This is a genomic window from Providencia sp. PROV197 (assembly GCF_028479625.1).
Lineage (GTDB): Bacteria > Pseudomonadota > Gammaproteobacteria > Enterobacterales > Enterobacteriaceae > Providencia > Providencia vermicola.
Genome location: NZ_JAMPNZ010000014.1, coordinates 92696 through 105938 on the forward strand (window position 1 = coordinate 92696; position 13243 = coordinate 105938).

The following is a 13243-nucleotide window of genomic DNA, read 5'->3' on the forward strand; positions in this document are numbered from 1 at the left end:
AATTACCCTTGCTCTTGGCGTAATGCGTCGTAGGATTGTTGGAAAAGTTGGGTTAGACGCTGTTCACGTTCAGGGTCTTCTAGCGTTTCTTCGCTAAGGCGGCGTAAGAAAACTTCTTCTACTGTAAGTTCATTCAGGGTTTCATTGGCCAACGCAAGGTTTTGCCCTTGTTTTTGCTTTCTCTCACGGCGCAGTAACACGACTTCAACGGGAAGGTTTTGTGTGAGTGCTTCGATGCGTTGTTGAATATCCGCGAGATAATCTTGAGAGGCCACCTCAATATCCAACCAAACTGCATTTTCACCTTGGTAATCTTGCCATACGCTAAGTTGTTGTTCTATTTCTTTTAATGAGCCTTTAATCGTCTGTAAGGGCTGAATAATAGGGATCGCTAACGGGGTGATTTCGGTTAATTCGCTGCCTGTGAATTCAACTAAACAGACACTTTTTTGTTGGGCGGTTTCATCAAAACTGAGGGCAATAGGGGATCCGCAATAGCGAATATGTTGTTTTCCACCAATCACTTGAGGGCGATGAATATGGCCAAGAGCAATATAATCCGCAGGGGGGAACGCCCCTGAAGGGAAGGCTTCTAATGTGCCAATATAAATATCACGCACGGAATCGGTTAATTCCGCGCCAATGACAGTTAAATGCCCCGTAGCAATAATTGGAATATCCACGCCGAGCATTGCGCGTTGTTCGAGGGCAAATTGGTAGCTGGCTAGGTAATGGTCATGAATAGCGGTTTGTAGCGAAAGCTGTTTTTCTTCAATACTTTGCCCTGCAACACTCAATTGAATATCCCGAGGGCGTAAAAAAGGAATGGCACACACGAGGCCAATGGGTTGCGATTGTTTATTGTGTAGAGTAATAACATTCGGTTCACTGCCAGAGGTGACCACTTGGGTATTGAGGTAGCTTAATAATGCGCTTGATTCATTCAGAACGGAGACGGAATCGTGGTTACCGCTCAAAATAACCAACTGGCAACCCGTTTTTTGCAAGTCCACAATAAATTTATTATATAACTCGCGGGCATAACTAGGTGGTGACCCTGTATCAAAAATGTCCCCTGCTACGATAACGGCATCAACGTGATGAATTTCGACTTGGTTTACTAACCAATCTAAAAAGTGTTGGTGCTCAGGCGCACGGCTTTTGGTAAAAAAGTATTGGCCAAGATGCCAGTCAGAGGTATGAATAATGCGCATGAGCCATCCGTTCCTGTCTTTGATAAAGGGCATAAATTACTGCTATCCAGTATACCTGATCCTATCAAAACCTCGTGTTTTTCTCGTGTTATGGCGGAATTATTTCACTTAGATGACATTTACCCGCTAATATAAGGAGAAATATTTGATTTGCGAATAGACATTCATAATTTTGTCATAAAAGTGACGCATAATGCGTTCACATTAACAATGTCTTCTTATTTACAGGAACAATCATGGCAAGACGCATTCTAGTGGTTGAAGATGAAGCGCCCATCCGAGAAATGGTTTGTTTTGTATTAGAACAGAATGGTTTTCAGCCAATTGAAGCTGATGATTATGACAGCGCAATTGCACAGTTAGTTGATCCTCTCCCTGATTTGGTTTTATTGGATTGGATGATCCCTGGTGGTTCAGGTCTCCAAGTGATTAAACATATGAAGCGCGATAGCGCGACGCGTGATGTTCCCGTGATGATGTTAACAGCACGCGGGGAAGAAGAAGATCGTGTCAAAGGGCTTGAAGTCGGCGCTGATGATTATTTGATTAAGCCGTTTTCCCCGAAAGAGTTAATTGCTCGCGTTAAAGCTATTCTCCGTCGGATCTCTCCGATGTCGACAGAAGATATCATCGAAATGAATGGGTTAACGTTAGACCCAACCTCCCACCGTGTGACGAGTAATGACACCCCGATTGATATGGGGCCAACGGAATATAAGCTTCTGCATTTCTTTATGACTCACCCTGAGCGTGTATACAGCCGTGAGCAGCTCTTGAATTATGTGTGGGGCGCGAATGTTTACGTCGAAGATAGAACGGTGGATGTGCACATTCGGCGTTTAAGAAAAGCGCTAGAAACTGAAGGTCATGATAAAATGGTGCAAACAGTACGCGGTACGGGTTACCGTTTCTCTGTTCGTTATTAACGACAAACTAGGGAGAGACATGCGTGCTTGAACGCTTATCGATTAAACAGCTGGTTTGGGGGCTGTTTTTATTTATCTTGCCAGCGCTGATTTTGTCCATTTTTATCGGGCATTTGCCTTGGCTGTTGGTGGTTTCGTTACTGGCAGCCTTAGTGTGGCATGCATATAACCTGCTAAAACTATCTTATTGGCTTTGGTTGGATAAAAGTATGTTACCACCCGAGGGGCGAGGAGGATGGGAGCCGATATTTTACGGTATTTACCAGATGCAGCAGCGTAATCGTAAACGTCGCCGCGAATTAGGGCAGTTGATTAAACGTTTTCGTAGTGGCGCTGAATCCTTACCCGACGCCGTTGTGATGATGACCACTGAAGGCAATATTTTTTGGTGTAATCGCCACGCTCAGGCTTTGTTAGGCTTTCGCTGGCCAGAAGATAATGGCCAACATATTTTCAATTTATTGCGCTACCCTGATTTTAGTCGTTATTTTTCAATCAAAAGCTACGACCAAGCATTAACCATTGAGCTGAATAGTGGGGAAATTGTTGAGTTTCGTATCTTGCCTTATACCGAAGGGCAGCTGCTGATGGTGGCGCGAGATGTCACTGAAAAACGTCGGTTGGAGAAAGCGCGTAGGGATTTTTTTGCTAACGTTAGCCACGAACTACGCACTCCACTTACCGTTATTCAGGGATATCTTGAGGTAATGGATGACCAGGAAGGTATGCCAGCCGTCAATAAAAAAGCGCTGAATGTGATGCAAGAGCAAGCTCATAGAATGGATAATTTGGTTAAACAGCTTTTGCAGTTATCTCGTATCGAAATTGCACCGCAAATCAACCTTGATGAGCAGGTAAACATTCCAGTAATCCTCAAAATGATTGAGCAAGAAGCGTTAAGTTTAAGCCAGGGCCGCCAGCAATTTGAGTTTAATATCGATGAATCACTGCGAGTACATGGCAATGAGGAGCAACTGCGCAGTGCTGTGGCGAACTTAGTGTATAACGCCATTAACCATACGCCTGAAGGCACAAAAATTCGTGTGGATTGGCGTAAAACCAGTCTTGGTGCTCAATTTAGTGTGAAGGATAATGGGCCAGGGATCCCGTCAGAGCATCTTCCACGTTTGACAGAGCGTTTTTACCGTGTGGATAAAGCACGTTCACGTCAAGGTGGTGGTGGAACAGGGCTTGGGTTGGCTATTGTGAAACATGCCGTTCAGCACCATAGCAGCCAGCTGGTGGTCACTAGCCAAGTTGGTAAAGGGAGTGAATTCTCATTTACTTTGCCACCTGTGCTAATCGTTGATGATAAAAAATTGAAAAAATCCTAAATAATCCCACTTTATTAATATAATCAACTTGTTAATAAAGTGGATCCTGCTTGCTTACCTATTAATTAATTTTGTTAATACATTATTTTTTTATATTATCCTGCCAATTAATGATTTTGATATTATATATCCTACCAGTTAGTAAAAAAAATGAATGACAAAATGATGAGTTGATTATTTTTCGAACAAATCATATAACGAGTATTGTGATTTTACTGAAAGGAATCACTGGTTCTGAAAATTAGTTTAGTTATTTCCTCTTGTTTTCGGGTTTGCTATTGCCTTTTTGCCCTATAAAAGTTCTACTTGTTGTCAGTTATTGGCGATTTTTTCTGTTTTTTGATTTTTCGTTTTGTCATAGGCAAGCAGGCATACTTTTTTATATTGTTAACAGTATGTTTATCAGAATTCTATCTCGCTATATATATTTCAAAGGGTTGCTAAGTGCATATCCGTAATTTTTTATTTTCGCTACTAAAAATTAACATAATATGGCTCATCGTTTATCATCAAGAGATATCATCGCATTAGGTTTTATGACCTTTGCGTTATTTGTCGGGGCAGGAAATATTATTTTCCCTCCGATGGTTGGCTTACAGGCAGGGGAACAAGTTTGGACCGCCGCACTTGGCTTTTTAGTCACGGGTGTGGGTCTACCTGTATTAACCGTTATTGCATTGGCGAAAGTTGGGGGCGGAATTGAAGCCCTGAGTTCGCCAGTTGGGAAAACAGCGGGTTTACTGCTAGCGGTAGTCGCTTATTTATCTGTCGGCCCGTTATTTGCCACACCAAGAACCGCAACAGTATCGTATAAAGTCGGGATCGCACCATTATTTGGTGGCGAATCTGATATGTTACTGTTTATCTATAGCGCCGTTTATTTTGTGTTGGTAATTGGTATTTCGCTATATCCAGGGAAACTGCTGGATAGCGTAGGGCACATTTTGGCGCCTGTTAAAATGCTGGCATTGGCTATTTTGGGTGTTGCAGCGGTGATGTGGCCTGCGGGCGATCCAATTCCGTCGACGGTAGACTACCGTGATATGGCTTTTTCAAATGGCTTTATTAACGGTTACCTCACTATGGATACCCTCGGGGCGATGGTGTTTGGGATTGTTATCGTGAATGCGGCGCGTTCAAGGGGTATCGAAAACTCATCATTACTCACTCGCTACACCATGTGGGCAGGCTTAATTGCTGGGGTACTGTTGACGCTGGTGTATTTATCCTTGTTTAAACTGGGTGAAAACAGTGGCTCGTTGATCCCAAATCCAGAAGATGGTGCGGATATCCTACATACTTATGTGCAATACACGTTTGGTGGCTACGGTAGCTTCTTCCTTGCGGTATTGATTTTTGTGGCTTGTATGGTGACTGCGGTTGGCTTGACCTGTGCTTGTGCAGAGTTCTTTAGCCGCTACGTGCCAATTTCTTACCGTAAGCTGGTGTTGATCTTAGGTATTTTCTCTATGGTCATCTCAAACTTAGGTTTGAGTAAATTAATTGCCTTCTCATTACCTGTACTGGTTTCAATTTATCCACCTTGTATTGTCTTGATCTTACTGAGCTTTACATTGAAATGGTGGAAAAATCCAACGGTGGTGATAGCCCCAACGATGCTGGTAAGCTTTGTGGTCGGTTTAATTGGTGCGGTGAAAGCGTCCGAACATTTGAAAGTCTATATCCCAGAGTGGATGACAGCGATGCCATTGTATAAACAAGATTTAGTTTGGGTATTACCTACGCTTGTTGTCTTAGTTGTCGCGATTGTCTGTGACAAAGTGGTGTCACCATCAGTGCAGCATAAGCAAGCTTAATTATCTGAATTATCAAATAAAAGGGAGCCGATTGGCTCCCTTTTTCTTTTTGAGTGTTTTCAAAACTGAAATGTACTTACCAAATAAATGTAGAGTTTTTTTGTTGAAATTAGTACTCGGTACGAATGAAGTGGTGTGTATGCGCAAGGAGGTGCAGATGAACTACTTAGAGCTTATTGAAACGACAGTATTTAGTCGTGAGCGAAAGTTATTGATGGACGATGATGAGTTTCAATTATTTCAGACATTTTTGTTAGAAAATTATGAATATGGTGACACGATAAGTCGCACTGGCGGATGCAAACATACTGGAATGAAGCAACAAGAGTTTGCTGAGGCGATTGGCTCAAGTGTGGATTTAGTCCGTAGTTGGGAGCAAAAGCGTAGATTCCCATCGGGCATGGCACTTAAAATTTTATTTCTTATTGAAAAAAAACCTAGCATTATCGATGAATTAAGGAATATTCGGGTTTAACCAAGCCCATGATAGTACAGGGCTTGGTTTTATTACGCTGAATTAATCCACGCCTACCGCACTACCTGCTGGTCGGCGAACATCATTAGATCCGTAAATAAAGCCTTCGCGGACTTTACCAGAAACGGCGGAGTCATTACCCGATGACTTAGCACTGACGCCAGCACCATCAGGGATAGCAACCATGATTAGCTCAGCGGCGCCCCAAGGTGTTTGCTCAACCATTTTATAGCCCATCTTATCGAGGAGGGCTAAGCTATCTTTCGACACACCGCGCTCTTCGTAATATACCTCATCAGGTAGCCATTGATGGTGAATACGCGGTGCATTGACGGCTTCTTGTGGTGGCATACCGTGGTCAATGATATTCAAAGCAGTTTGCAGGGTGATAGAAATAATTCGTGAGCCTCCCGGTGAGCCAAGCACTAAGAATACTTTGCCGTCTTTGGTGACAATAGTTGGGCTCATTGATGAAAGTGGACGTTTACCCGGCGCGATAGAATTTCGTTCACCTTGTACTAAGCCATAAAGGTTTTTCTCTCCAACTTTTGTGGTGAAATCGTCCATTTCATCATTAAGGAAGAAACCTGTTCCTGGAGGGATAACCACGGAGCCAAATCGACCGTTGATTGTGTAAGTAGTTGAAACAGCATTTCCTTTTTCATCAACAACCGAGTAATGCGTTGTTTCTGGCTTTTCATGAGGCCCCATACCTGGCTGAACTTGTGTTGAAGGTGTCGCTTGGTTTGGCTTGATTTCTTTGCGCAGCTCTTCGGCGTAGGCTTTGCTTAACAATTTTTCGGTTGGGTTATCCACAAACTCAGGGTCGCCAAGAAACGTATTTCGGTCCATATAGGCGTGGCGCATAGCCTCGGTTAGGGTATGAATATACTCAGCAGAATTAAAACCCATCTCTTTAAGGTCATAACCCTCTAAAATATTTAAGGTTTGGCAGATAGTAACACCACCTGAGCTTGGCGGTGGCGCAGAAATAAATTGATAGCCTCTATAGGTACAGCTAACTGGTGTTGTGTCCGTGATAGTAAAATCGGCAAAATCTTTCGCGGTGAGTATGCCGCCATTTTTCTTTGACGCCTCCTCGACCGCTTTTGGTATTTCACCTTCATAGAAAGCGGACGGCCCATTTTTGGCAATTTTTTCAAGGGTATTGGCTAAATCGGTTTGTACCAATAAGTCACCGGGCTGGAAAGCACTACCATCAGGTTTTAAGAATATACGCGCAACTTCAGGGTCTTGTTTAAAGCGCTCGGTGGTTGTATCCAGCACATCGGTATCTGCACGGGTTAGGGTGAAGCCTTCTCTGGCAAGCTTAATTGCAGGCTCCATCACTTGTTGGCGGCTCATCGTGCCGTATTTTTCTAATGCGTAATCAAGGCCTTTTACGGTACCCGGCACACCCGAAGCGAGGTAGCCATACAGGCTTGCGTCTTTGATTAACTTACCGTCTTTATCAAGATACATGTCAGCGCTTGCTGCGGCAGGGGCGGTTTCTCTAAAATTGATGAATAGGTCTTTGCCATCAGCCAAGTGAATGGTCATAAAGCCGCCACCGCCAATATTGCCACAACACGGGTTAACAACGGCTTGGGCATAGCCAACTGCCACTGCAGCATCCACAGCGTTTCCGCCTGATTTCAAGATATCTGCGCCAATTTGTGAGGCTAAATGTTGAGATGAAACGACCATGCCTTTTTTGGCTTCAACGGCAGGTTCTGATGCAGCAAAGAGTTGACTTGAAAATAATAAGGAAACTAGTAAAGCAGCAGGGCGTAATGATGTTCTGATCATTCGTATCTCCCAGTTAAGGTAAAGTTTGATGTAACACAAATCAATAATATGAATAATTTGTTAATTATTTGTGTTTTTAATGTATAGCATACAATAGTGCAGAACGTTGAATATTTGAGTTAAGAAGTGTTAACTGGGTAGGGTTATTTATCAATAAGCAGGATTTAAATATGGATAGGAAAAGGGCTCAAAAAGAGCCCATGAAGTATATTATTTCTTATTAAACAATGCCATGTGGACCCAACCATTATTGGTTAAAATGAGAGGGCTTTGCTGTGCACGTTCAGCATGTGTTTGTGCTGATTTAATTTGAGGATAAGCCGCAATCACTTTTTCATTTTTTGCCCATGCAGCAACATCCTCCAGTTTTTGCGTGTAGTTGGCGATAGAAATCTGCTGACCACCGCGCTCAGCTGGCTCAGTAAAATTAGTGACTTCGTTAACGACTAACTTACCCGTGCAGAAACTGCCACGGCCTGAAGATTGGGCTTGCTTCTCGTTATAAAATTTTTGCCCTTCACTGGTCAATGTATATTCGACGCCATCCCCTACTTGCTCTCCACTCCACATATCTTTCACGGTGACTTGTTTTTCGCTTTTTTCCAGTAAACCTGCATTCACTAAAGTATCCAGTTGTTCAATATTACGGTAGCTGAATTTGGTGATAAAGCCTGCTGGCATAGGATCTACATTGATACAAATCGCTTTCTTAGTATCGAGGTAATCTTGGATAGACTTTTTGAAGTTACTTTCTGATGCGGTTTGGCTGCTATCACATCCTGCAAGTAATGCACTGATGAGGGCGATTGAAGTGATGAGTTTTAATTTCATTTTCCGATACCTAGCTTTGTTATTTATTTGTAATTAAATGATTCTAATTGTAACGGTAATATAAATAAGGAAAGGTTTATAGTCAGAGATAAATGATAAGGGAGATTTTGGGGTTGTTTGAGATGTTTCTTAGGACGAGCTTATGAAAAGAAAAAGCGGGCAGTGCCCGCTTTCGAAAAACTAAATCGATTGATTACAGTTTTGCAGAGTTTTTGGTCAGGTAGTCAGCAACGCCTTTTGGAGAAGCATTCATACCTTCTTTTCCTTTTTCCCACTGAGCTGGGCAAACATCACCGTGCTCTTCGTGGAATTGCAGTGCGTCAACCATACGCAGCATTTCGTCGATGTTACGGCCTAATGGCAGGTCGTTAACCACTTGGTGACGAACAACACCGTTTTTGTCAACGAGGAAAGAACCACGCAGGGCAACGCCTGCTTCTGGGTGTTCAATACCGTAAGCTTTCATGATTTCGCGTTTGATATCAGCAACCATCGGGTATTTAACTTCACCGATACCGCCGTTATCTACTGGGGTTTTACGCCATGCGTTATGAACAAACTCAGAGTCAAAAGAAACACCAACAATTTCAACACCGCGTTTTTTGAATTCTTCATAGCGGTGGTCAAATGCGATCAGCTCTGAAGGACAAACGAAAGTAAAGTCCATTGGCCAGAAGAAGATCACAGCTGGACGGCCGTTCAGGTGGGTTTTCAGGTTGAAGTTTTCAACGATTTCACCGTTACCTAAAACAGCAGCAGCAGTAAAGTCAGGGGCTTGACGTGTTACCAGAACCATAATTTACTCCTATGAGTTTGATTTTTGTCCGAGAGATTTTACAAAAAATTATGTATTTTCGGACATAGACTTCCAAAAGGATAAAAAATTATCTTTTGATAATAAAGACATTTAAACCAATTATTGTGATAGGTTTTAGCTATCAATTGTACTGGTTTAATAAATTAATATCAATAAGATAGTTTTATTCTGCCAAAGTGCAAGCATTAATTTATTCCTTTGCCTGTATTGTGACATCTTGTACAAAAATTTGTTGCAGCGCATTCACCATCATTTGTGGGTAAAATTGAAAGAAAATATTTTCAAGTTCACTATACTGCAATAAAAAATCATCAAATGAACCACTTAGCGCACTCAGTTTAGGCCTTCTTTTCGCCATCCCATTCAGGGATTTACCGATATAGCTTTTGTCTGCGTAGCGAATTAACCATTGCTGCGGCCAGAGATACTCATTTAGCTCCTGAAATTTTTCAGGGGTATGACAAAGCTGAGGTTCGATAATATTTCGACAATAACGCACAAATTCAGGCAATGAAATGGCTGGCTCAATTGTCGACCAATGCAAAGACAAAAAATGATCCCATACTAAATCCAAGGTGATCGGCGCAACACGCCGATATTCCTCACGAAACAGCAATTTGGCTTCTTTGACTAAGGGATGTGTGTCAGTAATTCGATCGACGGCTCGGTGCATCATAATGCCAGAGACAATTTCGGACGAGTAAATGCCCGCAGGGTTGCCGCGAACGTAGTCAGCCATTGTATTGCCGAGCAGGGAGCTGTCAGCGAGGTGGGCTAGGTGGAGGTGCGCTAAATAATTCACTTTAAAATGTCCGTCGTCTTTCAAACCACAGGGGTGTTAGCTTCGTAAAGCCACCCGAATCACATACTCATGTATGCTCATCGGGATATCTTTACTTGCTGCCTACCTGTGATTCGAAATCCATAGGACATGCAACGCAGCTTAGCTAACTTTTTGATTGCTCAAACTATAGCAGTAATTATGTTGAATTCGAAACTTACAGGACATTACTTGGTAGAGGAATAATAAAGAATTCCTCTAATTCGAAATTCATGAGGTATGAGTATTGAGAGATAAAAGGAAAAACAGAAATAATTCATTTATCGAATGGATAAATAGCGTACAGAATTTTTTGCTAACAAAATATTTGTCAAATAATGGTGGTTTTTTGTGCGATTTTGCGCTTATTTCTTGCGCCAAAGGCGGTGCGGCACTAGACTAGTCGCCTGTTTTTTTTAGATTGATGTCAATACAATGCGTGTTTCTGATTTTACTTTTGAATTACCTGAAGAACTGATTGCCCACTACCCACAGGCTGAACGTAGCGCTTGCCGCTTATTAAGTCTAGATGGCGGATCGGGGCAGCTAACGCATGGTGTTTTTACGGATGTTCTAGAAAAATTGGAGAAAGGGGATTTACTGGTATTCAACAATACTCGCGTGATCCCTGCAAGGCTATTTGGTCGTAAAGTTAGCGGCGGTAAAATTGAAGTTCTCATTGAACGCATGTTGGACGAGCACCGTGTATTAGCACATGTTCGCGCCTCAAAAGCGCCGAAAGAAGGCACTGAATTGTTGCTGGGTGAAGATGAAAGCGTCAACGCCACGATGGTGGCGCGTCATGGAGCTTTATTTGAGCTGCGTTTTGATGATGAACGGGATGTGTTGAGCATTTTGAACCAAATTGGTCATATGCCATTGCCACCTTACATCGACCGACCTGATGAAGAAGCGGACAAAGAGCTTTATCAAACCGTGTATAGTGAAAAACCGGGGGCTGTCGCAGCACCAACGGCTGGCCTACACTTTGATGAGCCTTTGCTTGAAGCTTTGCGCCAAAAAGGTGTCGAAATGGCGTTTGTCACGTTACATGTTGGCGCGGGGACGTTCCAGCCTGTTCGTGTTGATACCATCGAAGACCACATCATGCACTCCGAATATGCGGAAGTGCCACAAGATGTGGTTGATGCGGTATTGGCGTGTAAAGCGCGTGGTAACCGTGTTATTGCAGTGGGAACAACGTCAGTTCGTTCATTAGAAAGCGCAGCTAAAGCCAGCCAAGATGCCTTAATTGCTCCATTTTTTGATGATACCCAAATTTTTATTTATCCAGGTTATGAATATCAGGTGATTGATGCACTCATCACTAACTTCCATCTGCCTGAATCGACATTAATTATGTTGGTTTCTGCATTTGCTGGATATAAAAACACAATGAATGCGTACAAAGAAGCGGTTGCTGAGCAATACCGTTTCTTTAGCTATGGTGATGCGATGTTTATCACCCCCAATGCGAATGCAAAATTCGAAAAAATTGGCGAATAATCAGTGATAAGCGGTGGCATCGGCTGCTTGCTTAGCAAATTAATATTATCGATAACATCAGACTGTTTTTCTGATGTTTGGAGGCAAACGTGAAATATGAATTACAAACGACCGATGGCAATGCACGCCGCGGCCGTTTAGTGTTTGAGCGCGGTGTGGTTGAAACCCCTGCATTTATGCCAGTGGGCACCTACGGTACCGTAAAAGGTATGACCCCAGAAGAAGTGAAAGAAACGGGTGCCCAAATCCTGTTAGGCAATACTTTCCACCTGTGGTTACGTCCCGGCCAAGAAATCATGAAGTTGCATGGTGACCTCCATGACTTTATGCAATGGCAAGGTCCAATTTTAACGGATTCGGGTGGTTTCCAAGTCTTTAGTCTTGGCGCGATGCGTAAAATTAAAGAAGAAGGCGTACACTTCCGTAACCCAATTAATGGTGAGAAAGTTTTCTTAAGCCCTGAAAAATCGATGGAAATTCAGTACGACCTCGGTTCAGATATCGTGATGATATTTGACGAATGTACGCCATATCCAGCAGATTGGGATTATGCAAAGACCTCAATGGAAATGTCACTGCGCTGGGCTGCGCGTAGCCGCCAACGTTTTGATGAGTTAAACAATAAAAATGCGTTGTTTGGTATCATCCAAGGCAGTGTTTACGAAGATTTACGTGATATTTCGGTTAAGGGGCTGGTGGAAATTGGCTTTGATGGTTACGCTGTAGGCGGCCTCGCCGTTGGCGAACCGAAAGAAGATATGCACCGTATTTTAGAGCATGTTTGCCCACAAATTCCGGCAGAAAAACCGCGGTATTTAATGGGTGTCGGTAAACCAGAAGATTTAGTGGAAGGCGTTCGTCGTGGTATCGACATGTTCGACTGTGTGATGCCAACACGAAATGCACGAAACGGCCATTTATTTGTCACAAATGGCGTGGTAAAAATTCGTAATGCGAAGTATAAATCTGACACATCAACGCTCGATGCGGATTGTGACTGCTATACTTGTCGTCATTACAGTCGTGCCTACTTGCATCATCTTGATAGATGTAATGAAATTCTTGGCGCAAGGCTCAATACCATCCATAATTTACGTTATTATCAACGTTTAATGGCGGGTATCCGCCAAGCCATTGAAGACGGTAATTTCGAAGAGTTTGCGAAAGATTTCTATCAAAAGATTGGAAAACCTGAACCTTCGTTAAATATCGAATGAATTTAAGTGCGAAATCACGCTAATCTGTGTAGCATAGTTAGCTTGGTTTATTCGTTAGACTTCGAATATAAACGCACTGAATTAGTTAGAGTCTGTACTTAAAATTGCTTTCAATAAAACAATGAGGAAAGTTGAATGAGTTTTTTTATTTCTGAAGCAGCGGCATCAGCAGGTGCACCAGCGCAAGGTAGCCCATACACCATGGTTATCATGCTTGTTGTTTTTGCGCTGATCTTCTATTTCATGATTTTGCGTCCACAGCAAAAACGTGCGAAAGAACACCGTAAATTGATGGAATCTATCACTAAAGGTGATGAAGTTTTAACAACTGGCGGTTTAATCGGACGTGTGACTAAAGTGTCTGAAACAGGTTATGTTGTTCTTGAACTGAGTGAGAACACAGAAGTAACCATCAAACGTGATTTCGTTGCTGCTGTTTTACCTAAAGGCACAATGAAAGCAATTTAATTCTGATTT

The 13243-nt window shown here is 42.6% G+C and carries 12 protein-coding genes; 7 read left to right on the forward strand and 5 right to left on the reverse strand.

The genetic code is table 11. The features are described 5' to 3' along the window. Positions 1-2: 2 nt before the first annotated feature. A complete protein-coding gene (sbcD, locus tag PR808_RS06920) occupies positions 3-1214 on the reverse strand; it encodes an exonuclease subunit SbcD (protein WP_272538981.1) in 1212 nt (403 codons plus the stop codon). 236 nt (positions 1215-1450) lie between these two features. Here sbcD and phoB point away from each other — a divergent pair, with 236 nt between their 5' ends. The 4 genes from phoB (at position 1451) to PR808_RS06940 (ending at position 5766) form a co-directional block, all read left to right on the forward strand. Then, a complete protein-coding gene (phoB, locus tag PR808_RS06925) occupies positions 1451-2140 on the forward strand; it encodes a phosphate regulon transcriptional regulator PhoB (protein ID WP_206084557.1) in 690 nt (229 codons plus the stop codon). 23 nt (positions 2141-2163) lie between these two features. After that, positions 2164-3474: a phosphate regulon sensor histidine kinase PhoR gene (gene phoR / locus PR808_RS06930; RefSeq protein ID WP_206084558.1), complete on the forward strand. Its 1311-nt coding sequence runs from the start codon at positions 2164-2166 to the stop codon at positions 3472-3474. 491 nt (positions 3475-3965) lie between these two features. Then, positions 3966-5291, forward strand: coding sequence for a branched-chain amino acid transport system II carrier protein (gene brnQ / locus PR808_RS06935; protein ID WP_206084559.1), 1326 nt, complete (start codon positions 3966-3968; stop codon positions 5289-5291). Between the two features lie 157 nt (positions 5292-5448). Next, positions 5449-5766: a helix-turn-helix domain-containing protein gene (locus tag PR808_RS06940; protein WP_272538982.1), complete on the forward strand. Its 318-nt coding sequence runs from the start codon at positions 5449-5451 to the stop codon at positions 5764-5766. Between the two features lie 42 nt (positions 5767-5808). On the opposite strand, the gene ggt is transcribed toward PR808_RS06940, so the two are convergent. From ggt to PR808_RS06960, 4 genes are all read right to left on the reverse strand, one after another. Beyond that, positions 5809-7575, reverse strand: coding sequence for a gamma-glutamyltransferase (gene ggt, locus PR808_RS06945; protein WP_272538983.1), 1767 nt, complete (start codon positions 7573-7575; stop codon positions 5809-5811). 210 nt (positions 7576-7785) lie between these two features. After that, positions 7786-8406 (reverse strand): hypothetical protein, encoded by a 621-nt coding sequence (locus tag PR808_RS06950; protein ID WP_272538984.1) that lies wholly within the window; start codon positions 8404-8406, stop codon positions 7786-7788. A 193-nt stretch (positions 8407-8599) separates the two neighbouring features. After that, complete coding sequence (locus tag PR808_RS06955; RefSeq protein WP_219245721.1) at positions 8600-9202, reverse strand: peroxiredoxin C; 603 nt, start codon at positions 9200-9202, stop codon at positions 8600-8602. A gap of 211 nt (positions 9203-9413) precedes the next feature. Then, entirely contained in the window at positions 9414-10025 is a 612-nt protein-coding gene (locus PR808_RS06960) for an acyl carrier protein phosphodiesterase (protein ID WP_206084564.1), read from the reverse strand. 453 nt (positions 10026-10478) lie between these two features. On the opposite strand from PR808_RS06960, the gene queA reads away from it, so the two are divergent. The 3 genes from queA to yajC all read left to right on the forward strand — a co-directional run bounded on the left by queA (position 10479) and on the right by yajC (position 13234). Next, a complete protein-coding gene (queA, locus tag PR808_RS06965; RefSeq protein ID WP_206084565.1) occupies positions 10479-11549 on the forward strand; it encodes a tRNA preQ1(34) S-adenosylmethionine ribosyltransferase-isomerase QueA in 1071 nt (356 codons plus the stop codon). 89 nt (positions 11550-11638) lie between these two features. Then, positions 11639-12766: a tRNA guanosine(34) transglycosylase Tgt gene (gene tgt, locus PR808_RS06970; RefSeq protein WP_219245724.1), complete on the forward strand. Its 1128-nt coding sequence runs from the start codon at positions 11639-11641 to the stop codon at positions 12764-12766. 135 nt (positions 12767-12901) lie between these two features. After that, entirely contained in the window at positions 12902-13234 is a 333-nt protein-coding gene (gene yajC, locus PR808_RS06975; protein WP_004905542.1) for a preprotein translocase subunit YajC, read from the forward strand. Positions 13235-13243 lie beyond the last annotated feature (9 nt).